Genomic DNA, 24242 nt, shown 5'->3' with positions numbered 1-24242 from the left:
ATATATTTAACTTCAAAGTATAGTGGGCTTAACAATAAGCATCCACATGATTTATGATATATAATCATAAAAATTAGAACCGATTACTTAATTAACCTAAGACGATGCTAAGTCACTTATTAATAAAATACAACCCTTGATTTAAAAAAATATAAAACAAAATAAAGCGCGATGTATTTCCTAAAAAAATATTTATCAGCGATATATTATTAGTTATATCACCCCCCGCAATCTATTTAACAATTAAACGGCTAATAGTTGATATTATGATCACTCAATTTCTATTTTTCTATTTTTATCACCCGTTTTTATTCGACTACTATTCATTCCATCTAGTCGAGATGAACTTCCCGTCCCTCCAATGAGCTTATTTGACTCAGTGACAGACGGCCAATTTTTACCATCGTATGTTTGTGATGGAAGCTTTTGCTTGGATGAAATTGCTCGATATTGAAGCGTGGAATTCTCCGATGTAACGCTATCGGTAATATTGCCTTTTTTCACTGACGAATTTGATGATGGATTGTGAGGAGCTGCTATTTTAGTTCCAGCTGAATTCATTCCATCTAGACGAGACGCGCTTCCCGTACCGCCAATAAATCCGGTGCTAGGATTAACAGTTGGCCATTTACCCTTATCAGTTGAAGTTGAACCTTGAGTCGGTTTTGAGTTATTACCTTGAGCCACTACTGCATTATCGGCTCCAGTAGGACGGTTTTGCGTCGAACTCGGTTGCTTAGCACTACTATTACCCGATGAGAAAAGTGTATGACTTCCACTCACATTCGAGGTGTTAACATTTTGTCTGATAGGTGTAGATTTACCGGAATTCATTCCATCTAAACGAGACGCACTTCCCGTACCACCAATAAATCCGGTACTCGGATTAACGGTTGGCCAGTTAACCTTATCAGTTGAAGTTGAACCTTGAGTCGGTTTTGAGTTATTACCTTGAGCCACTACTGCATTATCGGCTCCAGTAGGACGATTTTGCGTCGAACTCGGTTGCTTAGCACTACTATTACCCGATGAGAAAAGTGTATGACTTCCACTCACATTCGAGGTGTTAACATTTTGTCTGTTAGGCGAAGATTTACCTGAATTCATTCCATCAGGGCGAGATGCGCTTCCCGTACCGCCAATAAACCCGGTGCTCGGATTAACGATTGGCCATTTACCCTTATCAGTTGAAGTTGAACCTGGAGTTTGCTTTGAGTTATTACCTTGAGTCACTACAGCATTATCGGCTCCAGTAGGACGGTTTTGTGTCGAACTCGGCTTCTTAGCACTGTTATTCACCGCTGAGGAAGGGTTAGCACTAATGTTCGATGAATAACTAGTGTGACTCGTCGACGTAGATTTACCTGAATTCATCCCATCTGGACGCGAAGCACTTCCTGTACCGCCAATATACCCAGTACTAGGATTTACCGTTGGCCATTTACCCTTGGAAGGCGTAGAACTTCCCTGAATAGGTTGTGAAGTACCATTTTGAGAAATAGTATGACTATTATCATTTTTAGGTGGAGTAGTCACACTCCCATGCTGTATAGAAGACGTGCTCGTTGAGGGTTTCTGGCTCGGTTTTGCTCCATGACTGATCGATGAATACTCTACATTTGAGTAGGTTGTAGAGGTTTGAGCTGGCGTATATTGTGTTGAACTTTGTAAGGCATCGGATGTTTTAGAGCCCTGCCCTTGGTTTGAATTCTGACTAGATGATGAACTTGGTTTTTTCTGGTCAGTGCCATTGCTAGATTTTGAAGGAATATTATCAGTATTAACGTCATAGGACCCTTTTTTGGAAGTCAGGTTAGGGACAGTTAGGGTAACAGATATATTATTGCCTGCTTTTTTACTCTCTTCGGTGATAACCGCTGCCTTATCGAGATCGGTATTAATGTGACCCTGTACTTGCCCACTCACACTAGTGTTCACATTTATTGTATTATTCTGATCGGCTTTAATATGGACTTCGTCTAGAGTATCATTGTAATAGTTACCCGTTGGCATACCTTTATAGCTGAGACCTCCGCCGCCGCCTTGATACATACCCTCTGAATCTATATAGTCTTTGACTACCGAAGTATTAACATCCCCCTCGACTGTGACAGCACCTGTGCCGTTACCCGAAATAATATGGCCGCCAGCCATCGTTAAATTGCCTTGAGTGTGTATATCGACGCTGCCTGAAGTAACAATACCTGATTGCTCTTTTGTAAGAGCACTTTCATGACGCTCACTCCCGCCCCCATATTGACCGGATGCATTGGGAAGAATTCCAGAGGTAGACACACTCGCCCCTGCTGAAACTCCCCAACTTTCACTATTTCCCTTAACTAGCGTTGTATCTTGTTTAGACTGGATGGTCAGATCACCACCAATCTCCATATTTGCTTCCACTGCGGAAATATTGGCACCTTCTAAGGTGACATTATTACCGGTAGTAACGTTAACCTGTTGTGCATTTATTTTTGAATTATCATAAGACTTGCTTTCCGAACTGCCAGACGAGACAGATCCAGAATAATCAACGGAAACACCCACTCCAGCACCCATCGCGGAAACACCGGCTGAAACACTCACTCCCGCATCATGTGTAGCGCGAGCTGAACTAGATGTTGCCATTTTTTCAGCCGCTTTAAGCGTTAAGTCGCCGCCAGCATTCATGTTAACTTGTGCGGCATTGACATCAGTACCATGTAATACAATATCTTTATCACTAATGATATTTATCTGACCACCTGTGATACTGTTTTTGTTTTCGACTGAACTAGATTGAGATTCCGATGTTGTCACTTCCGACCACCCTGCTTTGATGGAACCACCGGCTAAATCGTTTGTGACGAGGTTTGTAACATCTCCAACAACTTGTGCCGTTGTACGCCATGCATCAACTTCCATATCCTGATTTTCTGATTTATTACCAAGATTAGAATATTTATTAGCTGCATCAACTATCGCACTATGGGCTTCAGACTTGATTCCAACAAATGTCTCTTTGTAACTGTCCTCTTTGGTATAGGTGTCATTGTATTTGGTAGATTGAACATCCCCTGCCATGATAGTGGCTGCTGCTGCGTCAGAAACAGTAAGATCCATACCTCCTATATCAGCAGTCTCTCCAGCCTTAATCAAAGTACCATTTTCGAAATTAAACTGAGTGTTGGTATTGGTAGTTGTCGATTCAGTCGTTTTTGACTGCGTGCTTTGCGCACCAATTTTAAATGATGCTGTATCAGCGGTAGGTGCTGCGCCAGGACGTTTAGCACTCGCAGTGTTAAGTTCCGCGGTAGAACCACCACTTTGATAATCTTGAGAATTAGTATATGTCGTGCCATCAAGAGTCGAGTGAGTTAATCCTTTTTTTGACATTCCCGGTAAATCAAGATTTAGATCGATAACAAAATCCGTTTCAGTTACCGTTTTCTCATGTATATGGTGATCTTGCGAGGTTTTTACCGTGATATTTTTATCTGCGGAAATAATGGCACTTCCAGCATTATACTCACCTCCAGTAAAAACAATATCTTCACTAGAGTTGATATTAAGATTTCCTTTAGTATTGACAGAGCTAGCCTTAGATTTTGCAGAAATATCTATTTCATCGATTGTTCTATGGCTAAGAAAATCTATTTGTGTGTTGGAATGTTCACTAGTTGAATTTAATTCATGAATATCATTAAACCTGACACTTCCCTCCGTAGAGGTAAGAGAGATCACACTATTGGGATCGTCACCGGTGCTTAACTCAACAGCAGTAACATCGATATTATTTGCAGTGATATCAATATTTTTTCCTGCAGAAACACCGTCATCGTATGAGCCAATAACTTGATCACCTTTAGCATCTCTACCAACGCTTGAAATGAGACTTACATCACCTCTATCGGCAGTGAGGCTGATTGTGTCTTCAGCTTTAATATAAGCACCACTATTATTAATATTGCCTCCGGTACTTGTCATCATAACAGAACCGCCAGCATTGATACCCGAACTCATCCCACTACTTGAATTATTAATATCACCTTTAGCTTGAATATTAACGTCACCCGAACCACTCACTGAACCATTATAGTTATTAAATTCTTCTACCTCTAAAGAGATATTGCCTCCGGCCTGTATGGATGCAGCACCCGAAGAATTGTTGTCAGATAATGAATCGATTGTAGCTTTAGCTAAATAGATTTTCGGGACAAGTACATCGATACCATCAATACTCTCAGTAACAAACCACACGACATCTTGTGTTAGATTGTCAATTTGATCCGCAGTTAGAGCTCGGCCGACCTCAAAACCACTGTTACTAGACTTGATTAAGACCCCAGTATTATCGAAGAGAGTTTTTATTAAATCTGCACCTTCAACTCCAAACTTTTTGGATAGCTCAGCGCCGAGTGTATTATTAATTTGGCGACGTAATAGTTCATTAATGAAATAATCATCGCCAATAACAATCACAGGCTTATCAGGATGATAACCCACTTTATTGAAAAAATAATCAGAGCCATAATAGTTACTCATATCGATCATCTCTATCCGTGTTTCATACATTGGGACTATGATAGAGTCTTTACGATTTGCAGTATTGATAGTTAGATCTTCCAAATTGAGGAAGGCTTGCGATTGTTGGAACAACCCCTTAATATTTATCAAATCCTCCAGTGCGGGTAACACACTGACACCTTGTTTGATTTCCTCAAGTTTTTTAGTACTAAAAGCAACCTCATAACCCTGTTCCAAGGTAGATACCGATTTATCTCCGACCTCGACGTTAATCATGTTATTTAATTGTTTTATATCACTACCCAGTTGTGCATCAATACCATTATTTAACTTGCCACCAAGAATTACGACATGACCACCGGCAGATATTTCACCTTTGTCTGCCGGTAAAAAATAATATTTTTTATCTTTGAGATTTTGAAAAGAATTAGTTGAAAGATCTTTCCACTTAGCGACTAAACTATCAAATTTATCCGTTCGCCAATACTCTCCAAATATACTTTTCATTACATTGTTTAAGCGAGAATGACGCGCTGACAAATCAACTAAAGCATTGTGGAATTTTCCATAACTCCCACTAAACGATATTGTCCCTCCCGTTGCAGAATGACTACCATCTCTTCCATAAATATATCGTAAAACCTCAAACATATTCGAAAAGGATAACGTACCTAGATTGTCATAAAAAGGTTGATAATGCTCAAAAGATAGCTGGATATTTTTACCACTCGACAACTTCAATATATCATAATAATTAGTAGATAAATAACCAGATGTGTTGGTCACATTACCTAAGATGTTGATATTTTTCTTAGCCTGAATTATGCCACCTCTATTATTTAATAAGCCTAGCGACTCGTCTTTCCTAAAGCTATTGAAATGAAGACTACCTCCTGCAGAAATTTCTGCTTTCTTATCTAAAGAAATATCAGACACGAGCATCGGTAAATTGACCGTAGCATAAATCTTTTCAGTATAAAAAGGTTCACTATAGACCCAGCTACCGCGACCTTGCTCTAAAGAACCGGTATCCCAATTTTCATTTTTATATGAACTTATATTATCTAACTGGTTAACATCAAAAATAACGTCACTTTGGGATCGAATTGTGCCTGCAATGTTTTTAACAACATCTGATTTAATATTTAGGTTGCCCTGACTTAGAATATTAGCACCAGCATTATTAGTGACATCATTTTTAGCTTCAATATAGATATCTTTCATTGAAAACAATAAAGAATTAATATCATTAATAATAGATGCTGCATTGAGGTAGATATTATTCATACTCACGATAGCAGCATTATTATTAATAACCGAAGAAGATAGCGTTACTCCTCCATGGGACTCGATGACTTTATTTATATTGATATCACCTAAAGTTGAAATACTTAGCATCCCATTAGTTGTCAATCTACCGGCTAGATCGTTATTAAAATCCTTAACGAGATTTAGAGATAATAGCTTCGCTGAAAAAATACTACTCGCATCATTAGCAATATAATCCCCGGTATTAATAGTGAGAGATCCGTCAGATAAAACTCTGCCTGATTTATTATCGAAAGAGCTAGTCGTGATCACATCACCTGACATTGAATTTTGGGAGGATATTGTCCCTTTATTGACAAGATTATCTGATACTATCGAGAATTGATAACTATTGATATCACTATTATCCCCGTTGATGACATCGGCAGCCTCAATATGTAATAGATTATTTGAAAAAATACCAGCTTCATTTTCATTACTAACTGAATCAGCAGTGATGTTAAGGTCACTATCTGAGATAATATAAGATTGATAACCTTGATTCTTTAGAACTTCGACAGAGATATTTGCTTTACTGGCTTGAATTAATGCTGACAAATCATTTAAAAGAGTTTCTGTTTTTTCTACATTGAGAGTATTATCTGCCAAAATAGAAGCGGTATTTTTATTGGTAATTATCTTAATTTTTTCAAGCAAAATATTTGTTGCTTGGATAATTGCTGTATCGCCAGAGTTTATTAAATTAGTAACATCTCTTACTATCATGCCTGCTTGTGCTAGAAGGTTTCCGTAATTTTTTAAATTATTAATATTGCTGATTTCGATGTTATTATTGGCTTGAATAAAAGAATTTTCAGAGTTCCGTATTTCACCACTATCTTTTATAAGAACATTATTGGCTGCAGATAAAACACTGCCAACTGTATTATTAATTTCATGAATCGAATTTAAAAAAATATCACCAGAAGTTGAGGATACACTTGATATTTTATTGTCTAACTTATCTATGTTATTTAGATTCAATTGATAGGTGGCTGATAATTCAGATAAACTATTTTTAAATTCCAGGATATTCGCTATAAGAATATTGTTATAGGCTGCGATAGTCGACTTATCATTTATAACCACATCGACATCGTTTACTTTAATATCATTAGCAGCTAAAACTTTAGCATTATCCTTATTAGAAAAAACATCGTAATTGGATATATTAATAGTCGAACCTTGTAAACGGCCTTTATCATTAGATAATTCTTCACCATTATTCATGGCTAACTTATCCTGAGCAGCGATCAACCCTTCATTAGTAATACTATTAATATTATTAATTGATATTACTCCTCCAGACTGTAGTACTGCTTGGCTATCATTGAAGAGACTTGCCGTTTTATCGTTATTGGATTTTACAATGGAAAGGCTCTTACCTGAGGAGATAAAAGCGTCTTTCCCACTATTAACAAGACCGTTATCAATAGTAATATCGATCGCATTATCTGAAATAATTTTATTGGTATTTTTTAAAGCCTTAGACTTGACTGAAAGGTTCTTATTTGAATTAATATTGCCACTATTTATTAACTCCCCTGATATTGCTAAGTTAACGTTACTCCCTTTTAATAGACCACTATTCTCAAAAGTCTCACTACCTGACACATCGATTGAAATATCACCATTTTCAGAGAGTAATACTCCAGAGTTTTTTAAATTATTCGTCGTGATATCTATATTGTTAGCGAATAGCGAGCCGTTATTATCTAAACTACCGAGTTTGAATAGTAATCGACCAGTAGTATTTATAACCCCATTATTTTTAAATTTTTTACCATGTAGGATTAGTGAACCCTTGGCTTGAACAATACCATTGTTCAAAAGTGTTTCGTTGATAGTTAACTCCAACGTACCATTACGAGTTGAAATAACCCCACTTTGGTTGTCGAAGTGGTTAGCAGTAACTTCAATGTTAGAGTTTAAAGTGCTAATACTTGCATCTGAATACACTAGTGCGTCAGTAATCTTTACATTATTTACGCTGACTATATAATTACCATTTTCTAATATTATCTTTGCTTCATTCAATTTTTTTCCACTACTGTCTACAGCATATAAATCCCCTTTTAGTGAATACTTATTGCCAACATTAATTTTAATGCCAGGAATATCGTTAGACTTAGTAAGACCTTTATTTGCTAGGAGTTTAGCTGAAGTTTGTAACAAATCATTAGCATTGATAGTTATCATGCCTTGATGTGAGACAATGTCTGACCTAAGATCTATAGTAGATAGAGCTTTTAGAATAATATCATTCTGGGCACTAATACCACCCAATTTTGCTGTATCATTATTAGTTAAAGAAATAGAATTTCCGCTTACATGCAGACTGCCTTCATCGGTAGCTAAGGAAGTTAAATGGATATCACCATTAGCGGTGATTTCAATACCTTTACCCCCGATTATACTCCCCTCATGGTGGACCCCAGCCCCACTTTCAGTGCTTATCAATTGAATACGATTTCCATACATAGAGCCTAATTGGCTTGCACTGATTGCGACTGCTGGCGAATCCTCAGCAGTCTGTTCACGTACGGAGTGTTCTCTTTTTTCAATATTGTAATCGTTCTTACCAGTAACGATTTTTAAATTTGCTTGACCGTTAATTTCACCGGTAAGCAAAGCAGTACGGCTAATCAAATCAAAATAAGAGACACCTACAGTATTAACGCCTAAACCTTCAATGGAAATATTTCCTCGCTCGACAGATAATAGGATACTTCCATCTGAGCCTCGATGCAGGCTACCTGTTGAGAGAGTAAGATTATTCGTGTTAAGTGTCGCTAAGCCGTTAACAGAAATCCCATTTTCATTTGCGATGATGAGATCGGCTTTACGCCCAAAAATTTCCATTGTTCCATTTAATTGAGTCCCCTTTACACCAGTGACTTCATTAATGATAGCCGAAGCTTCTCTGTTAATATTTGGGTTATTAATAACGAAACCACCAATTTGCGAGACGCCTTCCTTTGTACTATTATTAAATATAATCCCTTCTTTACCGACATTGAAATCCGTATATTTATTATGTGACACACCATAATTATCTGGGTTATTAATATCGATTACCGGAACACCATTCGCTGCAGTTGTTATTGATGTATTACTAGCCCCTTTGTTATCAACGATAACTTGAGCATCAACGTAAATAGGAAAAAAAGAGGTTATTGATAGAAACAGAGGAGAAACTTTAAAATTTTTAGGGCTTTTCATTTATTGTCACCAAATAATCGATTAGAAACCAATGTCGAAATTGAAATATAAATTATAATTATCTAACTTAGTCGTTTGCAGAGATTTTGGCTTTTTCATCGGCCAACCACTACTTACAGAACTATTAAAATACTTACTATTAAATTTAATACCCGCTGCAGCACCACTTAAATAATCTTTATCGCACGATGAATCTGATAAACAATTCTTTCTCGCCATGCCGAGATCAATACCTACGAAAGGAGATATTTTATATATTGTAGCGTAATTGACGTTCACTGGAATTTTAAAGGTATTAGAGATCCATGCCACTCGTTCAGCCGAGATTGAATTCTCTTTATATCCCCTAATAGTATACTCATCACCAATGGTATATCTCGCATCACTTACAAGCTGATCAGTTGTATATTGAAATGCACCGTTAAATTCATAATCAATACTTGCTTTACCAGGAATTAATTCGAAGAGATTTTTGTTCCAGTTGAAAATTCCATTTATTTTCTTGTAATTTATATCAAATCCCTTTAGATCCGGATCATTTTTCCATGCAGAATTGAACCAGGGACGACCCATTGTCATACTTAGATCGGTATATCCCCAGCCGTTAGAAAATGGACCAACCCAAGTCAATCCTGAACTAACGCTGCTATAATTTTTACTGGATACAGAGATTGGAACATTCATTATATTATTACTATTCTTTCTACTCTCAGTTTTTAGATATCCAGTAACCTTACCTTTATCATTTCTAAACAGAGTATTAGAAATCTTTAAAGTATAGCGTCTTGAACTCCCATCAGATTTATAACCACCATTATACATTCCTCCTATAGTCTTGATATAATTTGATTGGTAATAGGAGAAATCAGCAACCCAGTATCCGAAAGGGAATGAATAAGAAATACTTTTAGAGTTCTGCTTATCGTTTTTATTATTTAAGTCATTATAGGAATAATAATAATTTAGGAGATCGTTAATACCCACAATGTTCTTTAAGGTGGAACTTGCATAGTACTGATTCCAACCGCTATCTTTATAGCCTGAATTGTTCATTCCCATATGTAGTGATAATGGAATATTTCGTTCACTTATATGATTAATGATTGACTTCCCAGTCTTATCAGTAGCAGCTATCTGTAATCGATCTGACGGGGAAACTCGCATAATATTATCTAATGCTTGGTCAATATCTGAAATATTTAGAGGTTTACCTTCAGCAAAAGGCATTGCTGAAAATAAGCGAATTTTTTCTCTCACTCCAGGATTTTTGCCGTTATGTTGGAAATTTAATAATGTACCCCATAAAACACGTAGGGTTAGCTCTCCATCTTTTAAAGTGCTAGGTACAACAGTTACTTGAGTGGTGACAAAACCCTTCTTTATATAAAAATTAGTCAGCTCCGCAATCAAGTTAAATATCTCTGCGTTCCCCATCTCGGTGTTAATATATTTTTCTATTATATTACTTCGTTGGGACGATAGGTTGTAAACATTATCATTCAGTAATTCTATTTTTGTAACTTTAAATTTATAGTTATTACCACCGATGTTTTTATTAAAAGTGTTTTTTTCGATGGTTTTATTTTCTAAATACTCTCTCTCTTGCTTTTTTTCTTCTTCTACTTGTTCACGTAATCGTTGCCTTTCAAGGAGATCTATATTCCTCTTAGCATCGTTTTCACTCGTGAATAATTCTGCATTAGTTGGCAATGATATAATAAACCCAATACAGAAGGTTATTTTAAACGCAATGCTTCTCATCAATAATTCCTTTTAATCGATTGATAGCGTGTAGACTACACTTGAGTTCACATTTCCCGCTGTGACTGCGCTTCTATTAGAGTCATCAAAATACATTTGTGCAGCGTATTCTACTTGTCTACTTCCTGTGAAAGTGGCAACACTTCCAAAACTTATCAAGCTATTTAATGTTAATTCTTTATAGCGACTTCCCAATTTAGAATAGAGGCGTGTATAAGCATATTTCGCTGTACCATTGCTAACTAGCGTCCCTCCACTCATCCCCCAAGGATTCGTACCATCAAATTGAATTTTTGCTGAAGACCTTTCAGGGCAGTCTAACGTAATTGAGAAGTCCTTCATTTCCCCTTGAAATCCATTTTTTTTAACATCTGTCAGTACATAATCACCTAAGTTTATTGAATTATTGCTCGCGTATATCGAGCAACTTCTGACGTTTACGTCGACCTGTCCAATATTAATATTCATCATTAATATACTGTCTTGTGGATTATTATTTGCAAAAAGAGAGATTTTGGCTAATTCACCTGCCTGCAGTATCCCAGACCTAATAGTCCCTGTCTGAATAAATTCGATTATAATATTATCAGGTTGCTCCATACAGTATCCTGTACAACTATATGAGCCTGGTATCCATGCATTTTGTCCCCGACTCTCAGGCCACTTTACTCTTATTCCAATACCTGGTATTCCAGTGGTATATGTATTTTGAATATTAGTACTATTAAATTCAGGTCTTAAAAATTCAGATTTCCAAGTAGAAACTATGGCCTGCCCACAAGTATAGCTTAAACCATTCATTGGTAGGGAGTATCGATATAATATAGTATTAACCGTTCCTTTCTCAGAAGCTGATAAAGTCACTGCTGGAAAATAAATTGTTTTAGCATCACTCATAATCATACATTTTGCTTGTATGTTTTGACTATAACTTATTATTATAATTAACATACAAGCGATAATACTGTATCGCCTCATATCAACCCCTACGAATCTATTCACAAGTTAATAAATTAAAACTATAACCACTTACAGCATTAAGTTTCTCGATTGAAATTTTATCCATTAATAAATCGCATTCAAACTTATGACCATTTCTTATACCTTTAACCTTAAGATTACCAATCCCATGATCTAAAGAAATAAGTGCTAGGCCACCTTGACTTAAAGTGCCAACGAGCTTTCCTTCACTATAAATATTAGTTCCAAAAGGTAACCATTTATCATCTTTACCTTTTACTTTCACAACCAAGGTTTTTTCATTTTTATTAGAGAACGTTTTTTTCACTATCGAAGATGCAGTTGGGATTGCCAATTGGCTATCCTCGTTACTATCAAAACTCAGGTTTGAACCTTCAGTTTGTAAAAATATTATATTTTCTTGATAGGGAGTAATACCGCCACTTATTCCGTATCCTCTATGGTCAATTTTAGAATGTGTATTTCCAGAAACTTTTGCCCCTTCGGCACCTTTAGCTTCTATTAGGGCTAGCGTATCAGGTAGATATGAACTAAATTGTATTGCATCGGAATGAATCAATATTCCCCCACTTAAATTTGCCCCTAGAGAATAACTTTGCTTACCTTGACTATAGTTTATATTTTTTTGTAAATATGAATCTGTATTACCTATGCTAAATCCAAAATCCGGTCCGTATTTTGATGATTGGCTAAAGTAGCTACTTAAACTAGATGTTGAAGATTGATGCTGCACTGTACCGTTAATTGAAGTTCTGACTGTTGAGTTGTCGCTATTATAGCTCAACCCCATATTTAACGATGGTCTTGGTGTAGCTTTAAATCCAAATGGCATTGATAGATTTAAATAATATTGTGTTTCATTATATCCATTACTAGTAAATGCTTTGTTAATTCCTATACTATAGCTTAGAGAATTATAACTATTACGGTAACCTATAAGATAAGAGTTTTTTTTATCATTTTTTTTACCGGAATAATTTCCCTTCTCTCTTAAATAGCTTAAAGAAAAACTACCAAGTGAATCAGTTAGTTGTTGAGATAGCACAACTTCAAACCTATTTCTGTAACGATCAACATCCCAACTTTCATCTTTATATAATAATTTTCTTTTATATATTGCATCATTTAAATTATAGTAGTTCTTTCCCGATAGATAGTAGCTGGCAATATTGAAATTTGTTTTAGTATCATCAAAAACTTTTGCCAAACTAATCTTAAATAACGTCCTATCTTTAAAACTATTACCATCACTTTTTTCTTCTATCTTATCGCTCCAAGACTGTGTCATTTCTCCGCTTATTGCACCCAGTGGTGTGTTGAACGCGACGCCAGAATTAACAGCTTTGTAAGTATTATCTGTTACATATTGCACTCCTCCGAAAATAGTGGCTTGGTTCGAGACTCCGTAACTAATGGTTGCTTCATTAACAATGGTACTACCCTCAATTTCTTTATTCGCTAGCCTCCCACTCACTAGACTGTATTTATAGAATCCTTTCCTTAGAAGCTGAGGCAGATTACTGTATGGAACGGTGTAAATATTTACCTTGCCATCACTCTCCTTCACTTGTACTGTCAGATCTCCACCATAACCCAATGCATAAAGATCATTTATTCTAAACTCACCCGGTGGAACGCTTCTTTCATATAATGTATTACCATTCTGACTTATCGTGACCACCGCATTACTATTTGCTATACCGTTTATTGTTGGTGCATAGCCTTTTTGTGTCCAAGGAAACATACGCTCGTCAGTTTGGAGTGCTACGCCACGTAGTGCAGTGCTTGGAAATCTTTCGCCTGTTGACGAAAAGTCACCCAAGGAAAGTTCCGCACGTAATGATCTAATTGGTCTTTTAGCATAGGTCTGTAAATGGTTTATTCTATTTTCTCTTTGGTTACCTCCACTGAAGGTGTCATAAGAAAAAAATCTCCATTGTTTAAATCTCAAAATACTAAAGACATTTCCATAATATGCGCTATCTCTCTTATTCTGCCTCTGAAAAAAATTACTTGCACTTAACGTATAGTTTGTCGTCAAAGCATTAATACCGTCCTCCCATAATGCAGGATCAACATAGCCCTCAGGAGTCTCTTTGAGATATATCTGCGGTAATGTTATTTCTACATTTTCGTCATCATATTCGTAGTGGCTCCTTGCACCTGGAAGCACATCCTCGACGATAATACAACTCTCGCTCTTAATTTTTTCAAATGCTTCTTGATTTAAATTCACTTTCCTTAGTATTTTTATTGGTATACAGGGTTTAACTACACCATCCTTATTATTTATAAATTGAATACTAAACAGACCCATTTTTTTTCCATTCAACAATATATCCACATCCTGTTTTCCAAAAACATCTGGTATATTGTCGTTTTCCAACCAAGATACATCTATATTTTTATTGAAATCTGTTAGTAGACTGGTATTGAATTTTATTTTTTTACTCTCATTCTCAGTTGCATACAGATTATTAGAAAAAGATATTAGAATTAAGTTTAATAACACTTTATATTTAATTACTAAATTATTTTTTTTTATCTTTTTCATTTATAATGCTTCTCAACAAATGCCCCTAACTCAGTGATATATTCAATTTTGAATTTTAGATCGTTTTCTGTAATATTTTCAAAGTTTAGATACAGCTCTGAATAGGGGGATAACATTTTTCCTGGTTTGCTGGCTACTGTTTTGTTGTCATTTACTAAGTTAAATCCTGCGAATGATATGAAGTATGGCTGTGTATTAGTCAGCTTTATGGTATATCCTGTTAAATTTTTTTTGACATCAACTTTCATATCCTCGACAGCTTCTATAGTAGAGCCTTTGAGTGTAGAGGGCCTGTAAAACAATTTTATTCTTGTTCTGAAAGCAAGGTTGATCTCATTATCATTTTTAACGTCACTACTCGGTGGTACATCAAGTACATTTATCCAAAATGAACTTTCTCGATCTTTAGGTAATTTATCTCTAAGCTCTTCTACGGGTATTATTCGTAATGTTTTACTTTTCCCTTTATTAATTTTGGCGATAGGAGGAGTGATTAAAAAGGGAACATTTTCGTTAATATCCATACCAGTATCTTCAAGCTCTGATATCCACTCTTGTATAAGCGATGGATTTTTTTCTGAGATATTACGTACTATGAATGTTTTTTCTTTATCTGCCTCATTAATGATAACTCGGGTAGTCATTATTCTAATTGATGCGACTGTATAAAAAGGCACGAGCAAAATTACTAATACTATTAGTATTCTTTTCATAGTAGATCCCTCTACATTTGAGGGGTTTCCCCCTCTATCTATTAATTATAAGAGATGCTGTATACTACGTTCGTTTCTACTGTACCCGCCGTAGCTTGCCCTGTTGCTACATATTGCCCCCAGTATTCGAATCTTCCAGTATTATTATTTATTGTAACTGGTTGATGACTAGCATTAATTTTATTTAGATCTAGTGCCTTTTTATCTTTGTTGAGTATCCTTACTTGAACATTCTTAGCAGCACCGGTTATGGTATGGTTTTTCAAGAAACCAGTCTCAGTATCGATATTCATACTTTGTGCTCGCTCGAATACTACATTTGCTAATTTCCCTTCAGGGCATTTAGTCCCCGATAAATTGATATAAAAAGGAGTATCGCCCGCATATTGCCCTTTTTCCTTGAGTGCCGTAGTGCTGACTGTTGGTAGTGTAACCTTGAAATCTGGACCTTGATTAGCATTGGTCTCATCGCCTCCTGAAATATCACAAGTTGCATCCGATATTTGCCCAGTGAAGGTGATAGTTCCATCCTTGGCTGTTACTGCACTTCCTGAGAATAAAGATGCTGTAATTAATGCTGAAAGTACTACAACCTTAGTTTTAAAATTCATATGATTCCTTATCTAAATTATCTAATTAACAATACATTCTAACCATCTATATAAGTGCTGATTTTTATAGACATAAAAATAATAGTTACCTTTGTATTAAATAATATAATATCAATTATAAAGGTATTTTTTTGTAATCCACTTTTAGAATTTCGGACTTTACACGAAGGTAGTAATCTTTAAAATAAGAATTTTACAAATAAACATTGATTCTATCTTTATTTTTAATTGCTTAATTAATTAACTAATCTATTATTATTTATCTTTAAAACCAATACTAAGTTACTAATTAATTCATAACTTAAATCACTATAAAATAATAAATTCCTTATTGCGTAATCTTATTTCTTATATAAATATTAATGCCCATTCCTATTGTTTTTATTATTAAATGGATTTTATAGCGTTAAAATATCAATTGAGTTAAAATTTAATTGTTAATATCATTATTAATCTCATTTTTAAGCTATATATTATTATCATCAATGTAGTATAGCCATTGTTTTATAATAATTGGCCATTTTTAATTTTCATTAATATTCACTAAAAATTTTAATTTTTTTACTTATCTTACTATTATTAATTTCTATCAAAAACTAAGTAACCGATATTTCTATTTTTCACTTTTTTCTTACTTTTAATATTGTAAGAAGATTCTCAATAATGCGTAATTTACTTACAACTGCCTACTGTATTCGTTTATAAGATCGCTACTACTTATCTTTTATTAATTTCGAATTTATTGATTTTGTCTTTCCTATTTCTAATCCCAAAAAAAAGGGGCTGGCCAGTGGCCAACCCCTTGTTCATTATTAACTTTTCGATGTCGCGTTAGCGAGACCTTAGTTAAGACGCTCTTTGATACGAGCAGACTTACCAGTACGCTCACGCAGGTAGTACAGTTTAGCTTGACGTACAGCACCACGACGTTTGACAGTAATGCTGTCAATAACAGGTGAGTGAGTTTGGAAAACACGCTCAACACCTTCGCCGTTTGAAATCTTACGAACAGTGAATGCAGAGTGCAGACCGCGGTTACGAATAGCGATAACCACGCCCTCGAATGCCTGCAGACGTTTTTTAGAACCTTCAACGACCCATACTTTCACTTCCACATTGTCACCTGGACGGAAGGAAGGTACGTCCTGTTTCATCTGCTCTTGTTCAATTTGTTTAATAATGTTGCTCATAATTGTATCTCTTATCCTGGGTAAACTGATATTAAGGGAAGTCAGACTTCCTCATCATCATGTTGTTGTTGATATTCCTTACGGAACGTATTCAACAATTTTACTTGCTCTTCAGTCAGAGCCAGGTTTTCCAGAAGTTCAGGTCTTCTTAACCAAGTACGTCCTAGCGACTGTTTCATGCGCCAGCGCTTTATCTCAGCGTGATTTCCCGACAGCAATACTGCTGGGACCTCTTCACCTTCTAACACCTCAGGTCGGGTATAATGTGGACAGTCGAGTAAACCTTCAGAAAAAGAATCCTCGTCTGCCGACGCTTGTTTACCCAATACTCCAGGAATAAACCGGGAGACTGAGTCAATCATCGTCATAGCGGGTAACTCCCCACCACTTAACACATAATCGCCAATTGACCATTCTTCATCAATTTCGGCATTGATTACACGTTCATCAATCCCTTCATAACGCCCACAGACAAAAATTAATTTATGCTGTGTCGCTAACTCGCAAACCCCTTGTTGATCAAGTTTGCGACCTTGAGGCGAGAGATAAATCACTTTCGCGTTATCACCCGCTGCGGCACGTGCTGCATGAATGGCATCCCGTAGAGGTTGAACCATCATTAACATTCCAGGCCCCCCACCATATGGACGATCGTCCACGGTACGATGCTTGTCATGCGTGAAATCACGAGGACTCCAGCATTGAATGTTTAGCAGGCCATTTTTGACCGCTCGGCCAGTTACCCCGTACTCGGTAATCGCTCGAAACATTTCAGGAAACAGGGTGATAACACCAATCCACATATTTCGTTGCTCAGTTACCGTGATATCCGGAGATCAAAAACCAGGATCCCAATCGACTTCAATGGTTGAAGTATCGAGATCGACTTTTCTGATAACCTGTTCATCAAGAAACGGAATTAACCGCTCCTTCGCACCAAAAGCATCTTTCAGGTTTGCCTTAACGACTAATACGTCGTTCGATCCGGTTTCCATCAAATCAATGACTTTCCCCATCTCGTAGCCTTGGAGGTTAACCACCTTGCAACCCATTAGGTCTTTCCAGTAGTAATCACCATTATCCAGCGCAGGCAAGTCAGCAGCGTTAACCGATATCTCGGCATTCGTCAATTGGGCTGCTGCATCACGATCATCAATACCTTTGACCTTGATAATCAGATCCTGATTGTGATGACGCCAACTCTCCAGTTCGATCAACTGCCATTTACCGGCGTGTTGAATAAACCAAGGTTGATAGTCAAAAATACTTTCAGCATTTTCGGTGGAGGAAAACACTTTGAGCCAACCGCGAATCCCGTAGGGCGCACCCAACTTCCCCAAAATAAGTGGGTTAGCAGGAGGCTGTGCGGAGTTAGTTTTGGTCATGCTCACCACCGTGACAGATTAAGCTGCTTTTTTTGCTTCTTTGACTAGTGCATTCACACGATCAGACAGAGTTGCACCCTGACCAACCCAGTGTTCAATGCGATCTAAATCAAGACGCAGACCTTCAGCCTGGCCAGAAGCAACCGGGTTGAAGAAACCAACACGCTCGATAAAACGACCGTTACGTGCATTGCGGCTATCAGTGACAACCACTTGGTAGAACGGACGCTTTTTTGCGCCGTGACGTGCTAAACGAATTGTTACCATAACATCCTCTTGAGTTAATAAAACAACTGGGCCCCATCGAGGAACGGGGCCCAGGTGCAATATAAAAGCCCGAAAATTTTACTTATTTTGGCGTAAAAAGCAACCGATAATGTAAAATCGCTCGAGTCTTTTCGTTTTGGGCTTAGCGCCCAGGGAATCCAGGTGGCATCATGCCTTTCATGCCACGCATCATCTTGGCCATACCACCCTTCTTCATTTTCTTCATCATGCGCTGCATATCGTCGAATTGCTTAAGTAGACGATTCACATCCTGAACTTGTAAGCCACAGCCTGTCGCAATACGGCGTTTACGTGATCCCTTGATAATCTCAGGCTTAGCACGTTCTTGGCGCGTCATGGAGTTGATGATGGCTTCCATACGGACCAACACCTTATCGTCCATTTGCGATTTCATGTTATCTGGCAGCTGGCCCATGCCTGGCAATTTGCCCATCAGGCTAGTCAGTCCACCCATGTTACGCATCTGTTTTAATTGCTGCAGGAAGTCATCTAAATCGAAACCATCGCCACTCTTAAGCTTCTTCGCCAGTTTTTCGGCTTCTTTTTGGTCAACTTTGCTTTCAATATCTTCGATAAGAGAAAGCATGTCGCCCATGCCTAAAATCCGCGAGGCAATACGATCTGGATAGAACGGGTCTAGGGCTTCGGTCTTCTCACCGACACCCATGAATTTAATCGGTTTACCCGTGATATGACGAATTGACAGTGCAGCACCACCGCGCGCATCACCATCAACCTTGGTTAACACCACGCCAGTTAGCGGCAACGCTTCGTTAAAGGCTTTTGCCGTGTTCGCCGCATCTTGTCCCGTCATGGCATCGACGACAAACAGTGTTTCCACTGGGTTCAGCGCTGCGTGAACCTCTTTAATTTCGTCCATCATCGCTTCGTCGACGTGTAAACGCCCTGCGGTATCGACGATTAATACATCATAAAATTTTAATTTTGCTTCTTTCAGTGCTTGGTTCACGATATCTACAGGCTTCTGACTGACATCAGAAGGGAAGAAATCGATATTCACTTGCTCAGCTAAGGTTTCAAGCTGGCGAATTGCTGCCGGGCGGTATACGTCGGCAGAGACGACTAAAACCTTTTTCTTCTGCTTTTCGCGCAGGAACTTACCAAGTTTACCGACACTGGTAGTTTTACCCGCACCTTGTAGGCCAGCCATTAAGATTACCGCGGGAGGCTGTGCCGCAAGGTTTAAGGCGTTATTTTCCGCGCCCATCGCCGCGACCAATTCATCACGTACAATTTTGATGAACTCTTGTCCCGGGGTAAGGCTTTTGTTCACATCATGCCCGACTGCACTCTCTTTTACCCGGGCAATAAACTCGCGCACAACGGGAAGCGCCACATCCGCCTCAAGCAATGCCATACGGACTTCACGCAGAGTTTCTTTAATATTTTCTTCGGTCAGCCTGCCGCGACCGCTGATATTGCGCAATGTTTGCGACAATCGATCTGTTAAGTTATCAAACATTATCCACTACTCAGATATAGGCTGGCGAAGCCGCCTGTGAGACATATTGTGCGTATCATAGCATGAAGTTACAGAGATCTCTGCAATTGTACTGAGATCGTTTGGCGCAGGCAGCAGGTAACGTTATACTGGACGTTTACTGGCAATATTTAAACGAATCCATCATCTATGTCTTTGTTTGCGATAGTGGCGTTACTCGCCTATTCCCTAAGTCTTGCGCTAATCATACCTAGCCTGCTGACTCGCAGTAATGGCTGGCGGATGATGGCTATGTTTTCTGCGATTGTGGCGCTTATTTGTCATGGCGTCGCGATTGAGCAACGGATCTTTAATCTCGAAAGTAGTCAGAATTTTAGCCTACTGAATATTGGTTCAGTGATAAGCCTGATTATCTGTGCGGTAATGACCATCGTTGCTTCACGTAACCGCGGCTGGCTATTACTCCCTTTTGTCTACACTTTCGCCCTCATCAACCTTGCTTTTGCTACGTTCGTCCCGAATGCTTTCTTAACGCATCTTGAAGCGACGCCAGGCATCTTAGTCCATATCGGTTTAGCGTTATTTGCCTACGCAACGCTGATCATCGCGGCGTTGTATGCCTTGCAACTGGTATGGATTGATTACCAGCTTAAGAATAAGAAGCTCTCTTTTAATCATGAAATGCCGCCATTAATGGTATTGGAACGTAAAATGTTTCATATCACAGCCGTCGGATTTGTCTTACTGACGTTAGTGTTAGCCAGTGGTATTTTTTACTTACAGAATTTCTTTAGTGCTGAGAACATGGATAAAGCTATCCTTTCTTTCTTAGCCTGGTTTGTTTATCTCATTTTACTTTGGGGGCATTACCAAAAAGGTTGGCGAGGACGCCGCGTCGTCTGGTTTAACTGTAGTGGTGCTCTTCTGCTCACGATGGCCTATTTCGGTAGCCGCGTACTCCAGCAATTACTCACTCATTAAGGATTGTTTCAGTGGACTCTGTCTCGACCACGTCGTTGATTATTATTTTAGTTGTTATGGTTTTAGTTTCTGCTTGGTTCGCCGGTTCTGAAACCGGCATGATGACGCTTAACCGCTATAAATTGCGTCATCATGCTAAGCAGGGAAACCGAGCCGCTAAACGTGTTGAGAAACTACTAAAGCGTCCTGATTTGTTGATTAGCTTGGTACTTATCGGTAACAACTTAGTCAATATTCTCGCTTCATCGCTGGCAACCATTGTCGGAATGCGTCTGTATGGTAATGCCGGTGTTGCCATCGCCACTGGCGTATTAACCTTCGTGGTTTTGATTTTTGCAGAAGTCTTACCTAAGACAATTGCTGCCTTATATCCTGAAAAAGTTGCTTACCCTAGTAGCCTGTTACTCGGTCCTATTCAGACCATCATGCTGCCTATCGTCTGGTTGTTGAATACAATTACCCGCTTTCTTATGCGTTTAGTCGGCATTAAAACCGAGACGTCAATGAGTTCAGCACTCAGCAAAGAAGAGCTGAGAACCATTGTTTACGAGTCACGTAATCTCATGTCACGCCGTAATCAAGATATGTTGCTTTCCGTGTTAGACCTAGAAAAAGTCACTGTTGACGATATTATGATTCCCCGTAATGAAATCGTCGGCATTAACGTTAACGACGATTGGAAAACGTTGAGTCGTCAGCTCACTCACTCACCTCATGGGCGTTTGGTGCTCTATCGTGACACGCTTGAAGATTGCGTCGGTATGCTGCGTGTACGCGAAGCTTGGCGTACCATGAACGATAAGCGTGAGTTTACTAAAGAGAACTTATTACGAGCAGCAGATGAGATTTATTTCATTCCTGAGGGCACCGCGCTAAACCAACAGTTAGTGAAATTCCAACGCAATAAGAAAAAAACGGGCCTAGTTATCGATGAATACGGTGATATTAAGGGCTTGGTGACTATCGAAGATATATTAGAAGAAATTGTGGGTGATTTTACCACCTCGATGTCCCCTTCTTTAGCTGAAGAAGTGATGCCACAAAATGATGGCTCAGTGTTAATTGACGGCAGCGCTAATGTCCGCGAAATCAATAAAGCCTTCAATTGGGAGCTACCAGAGGATGGTGCACGTACGATTAATGGTATGTTACTTGAGTTCCTCGAAGAGATCCCAGAGACCAATACTAAAGTGAAACTGGGAACCTTTGCTATCGATATCCTCGATGTACAGGATAATATGGTTAAGCAAGTTCGAGTCGTCCCGAATAAGCCACTTAAACAAAGTTAATCCTCTCCTTAAAACGCGACGATACTGTCGCGTTTTTTATTTATTTCGAAATCCCAAGCTGTTTTCAAGACAAACCCACTTTCTGTGCCATGCTTAACTTACTTAACGAAAAATCAGATTTCACTTAGTTCGTTCGCGCGTCACAAGGAGAAACTCTTGAAGAATAGTCAATATCACTCCCCCGTACGTCAGCAAGGTACTATCGGGCTTGGCGACTACGCCGCCATTGGCGAAGGCCGTTCCGTCGCATTGATTGCACCGGATGGCGGTATCGACTGGTGGTGCGTCCCTCACATGGACTCACCTGCATTATTTGACCGCATATTGGATAACGATATTGGTGGCTATTTCAGTTTGACTCCCACTGAGGAGTATCGCGTTCAACGACATTATCGCGAAGACAGTAATATCTTGGAAACGGAGTTCATCACTGCATCGGGTCGGGCATTAGTGACTGAATCCATTAATAGTAATCTCGCTGGTCCCCTTCCTTGGAATGAATTAGCCAGAAGAATCGAGGGGAAAGAGGGTAACGTTGAGTTTCAACTTAGTATCCGGTTTGGGACCCAAGTCGAAACTCGCTCACCTTGGCTCGATACAACCGCGCAAGGTAATGTTTTCCATATCGGTGACTTGATGGTGATGCTACGTTGCAGTGATGATTTCCAGATGGTGACCTGTGAAGGCAATAGCGTCCTCGCTCAATTCACCACCCAGCCTGCTAGCTCATCGCTCTGCGCCCTACTCGTCTCTCAAGCTGAGCCATTGGCTGTTCCGACCATCGACGCGATTGATAAGCGTATCGAGACCAGTCATCTAGCTTGGCAAAATTGGGTAGAAAATTTGAATTATCAAGGAAGCTACCCACAACATGTTATCCGCTCCGCGCTCGCATTGAAATTTCTCTGGTTTTCACCAACGGGTGCCCTTGCTGCTGCTGCCACCACATCGCTACCTGAAGGGATCGGCGGGGAGAAAAACTATGACTATCGCTATGCTTGGATCCGTGATGCCTGCCTGATCATAAAATCTTTCGTCTATTTAGGCGCGTTAGAAGATTGCCAAGCTGCTTATTCGTGGCTCTCGAAAACGATTATGCGTCACGGCGAAGAACTACTCACCTGCTATACCTTAGAGGGAGGGGAGGTTCCTGCTGAAACCTACTTAGCATTACAAGGCTATAAGGATTCGCAACCCGTACGCAAAGGGAATAACGCTCGTGACCAGCGTCAATTGAGTATGTACGGAGATATGCTGGCCGTCGGGCAATTATTTGTCCAGTCGGGTCATATTCTTGATTTAGAAACGTCGCGGTTATTGAGTCGCTTAGCGAATCAATGTGCCGATCGCTGGCGATTGAAAGATTCTGGTATGTGGGAATTGCCAACATTGCAGCATTATACACACTCTAAGATGGCCTGCTGGTTAGCCTTGGACGTAGCAGTAGAGCTTGCCGATGCGGGGCATCTTGAAGCGACATGGCGCGAGCGTTGGGCAACTGAACGCGACAGTATCGCACAATGGGTCGAACAGCATTGCTGGTCCGAAACACGTCAAGCTTATCGGTTTTATGCTGGTGATAACGATGAATTGGATGCAGCCTTAACTTTGGTCTATCGCTATGGTGACCGGATCAATAAATCACGGATGCTTGCGACCTATCGTGCAATGATAGATGAGCTCGGGCACGGCGGCCCACATCTTTATCGTTACAGTCATGTTGAGAAAGAAGAGAGCACTTTTGTTGCCTGCTCATTTTGGATGGTCGAGGCGCTGGCTGCGCTTGATGAAAACGCACTGGCCGAGCAAAACATGGAAACGATTCTTGAGACTTTGTGTGACAGAGGGAATGTCGAGACCTTCAATGAAATGTTTGATATTCGTACCGGAGAATGGCGAGGAAATCTGCCACAGGGATTAAGTCATTTAGCTTTAATTTGTGCGGCGCAAGCGCTAGGTAATCAGCCGCTGTCTGGCTGTTAGAGAGGGTG

The 24242-nt window shown here is 38.9% G+C and carries 14 protein-coding genes; 3 read left to right on the top strand and 11 right to left on the bottom strand.

Going from position 1 to position 24242, the window contains the following annotated elements; translation table 11 throughout:
• Nucleotides 1–270 precede the first annotated feature (270 nt).
• From QJR74_RS04170 to ffh, 11 genes are all read right to left on the bottom strand, one after another.
• Nucleotides 271–9036 carry a two-partner secretion domain-containing protein gene (locus QJR74_RS04170; protein ID WP_304373353.1) on the bottom strand — a complete coding sequence of 2922 codons (8766 nt, stop codon included), beginning with the start codon at nt 9034–9036 and terminating at the stop codon, nt 271–273.
• Nucleotides 9037–9057: 21 nt separating this feature from the next.
• On the bottom strand, nt 9058–10797 hold the full coding sequence (locus QJR74_RS04165; protein WP_304373352.1) for a ShlB/FhaC/HecB family hemolysin secretion/activation protein: 1740 nt from the start codon (nt 10795–10797) through the stop codon (nt 9058–9060).
• A gap of 12 nt (nt 10798–10809) precedes the next feature.
• Nucleotides 10810–11694: a fimbrial protein gene (locus QJR74_RS04160; RefSeq protein ID WP_304373351.1), complete on the bottom strand. Its 885-nt coding sequence runs from the start codon at nt 11692–11694 to the stop codon at nt 10810–10812.
• Nucleotides 11695–11791: 97 nt separating this feature from the next.
• Nucleotides 11792–14332, bottom strand: a complete 2541-nt coding sequence (locus QJR74_RS04155; RefSeq protein WP_304373350.1) for a fimbria/pilus outer membrane usher protein — start codon at nt 14330–14332, stop codon at nt 11792–11794.
• Entirely contained in the window at nt 14329–15045 is a 717-nt protein-coding gene (locus tag QJR74_RS04150; protein WP_304373349.1) for a fimbrial biogenesis chaperone, read from the bottom strand. The genes QJR74_RS04155 and QJR74_RS04150 overlap by 4 nt, the downstream gene beginning before the upstream one ends.
• Before the next feature lie 41 nt (nt 15046–15086).
• Nucleotides 15087–15656, bottom strand: a complete 570-nt coding sequence (locus QJR74_RS04145; protein WP_304373348.1) for a fimbrial protein — start codon at nt 15654–15656, stop codon at nt 15087–15089.
• An 842-nt stretch (nt 15657–16498) separates the two neighbouring features.
• Nucleotides 16499–16846 (bottom strand): 50S ribosomal protein L19, encoded by a 348-nt coding sequence (gene rplS / locus QJR74_RS04140; protein ID WP_048912526.1) that lies wholly within the window; start codon nt 16844–16846, stop codon nt 16499–16501.
• 41 nt (nt 16847–16887) lie between these two features.
• On the bottom strand, nt 16888–17649 hold the full coding sequence (gene trmD, locus QJR74_RS04135) for a tRNA (guanosine(37)-N1)-methyltransferase TrmD (protein ID WP_304373347.1): 762 nt from the start codon (nt 17647–17649) through the stop codon (nt 16888–16890).
• 33 nt (nt 17650–17682) lie between these two features.
• Nucleotides 17683–18231: a ribosome maturation factor RimM gene (gene rimM, locus QJR74_RS04130; protein ID WP_048912528.1), complete on the bottom strand. Its 549-nt coding sequence runs from the start codon at nt 18229–18231 to the stop codon at nt 17683–17685.
• 18 nt (nt 18232–18249) lie between these two features.
• A complete protein-coding gene (gene rpsP / locus QJR74_RS04125; RefSeq protein ID WP_048912529.1) occupies nt 18250–18498 on the bottom strand; it encodes a 30S ribosomal protein S16 in 249 nt (82 codons plus the stop codon).
• 142 nt (nt 18499–18640) lie between these two features.
• Nucleotides 18641–20002, bottom strand: a complete 1362-nt coding sequence (gene ffh / locus QJR74_RS04120) for a signal recognition particle protein (RefSeq protein ID WP_304373346.1) — start codon at nt 20000–20002, stop codon at nt 18641–18643.
• A 168-nt stretch (nt 20003–20170) separates the two neighbouring features.
• Between ffh and QJR74_RS04115 the strand changes: the two genes are divergently transcribed.
• From QJR74_RS04115 to QJR74_RS04105, 3 genes are all read left to right on the top strand, one after another.
• A complete protein-coding gene (locus QJR74_RS04115; RefSeq protein ID WP_304373345.1) occupies nt 20171–20962 on the top strand; it encodes a cytochrome C assembly family protein in 792 nt (263 codons plus the stop codon).
• A gap of 11 nt (nt 20963–20973) precedes the next feature.
• Nucleotides 20974–22251 (top strand): HlyC/CorC family transporter, encoded by a 1278-nt coding sequence (locus QJR74_RS04110; protein WP_304373344.1) that lies wholly within the window; start codon nt 20974–20976, stop codon nt 22249–22251.
• A 156-nt stretch (nt 22252–22407) separates the two neighbouring features.
• On the top strand, nt 22408–24234 hold the full coding sequence (locus QJR74_RS04105) for a glycoside hydrolase family 15 protein (RefSeq protein ID WP_304373343.1): 1827 nt from the start codon (nt 22408–22410) through the stop codon (nt 24232–24234).
• The last annotated feature ends 8 nt before the right edge of the window (nt 24235–24242 follow it).

Origin of the sequence: Tatumella ptyseos (assembly GCF_030552895.1) — a bacterium.
Classification (GTDB): Bacteria; Pseudomonadota; Gammaproteobacteria; order Enterobacterales; family Enterobacteriaceae; genus Rosenbergiella; species Rosenbergiella ptyseos_A.
The sequence above is the reverse complement of the archived record's forward strand: the minus strand, read 5'-3'. Positions and strand labels throughout refer to the sequence as shown.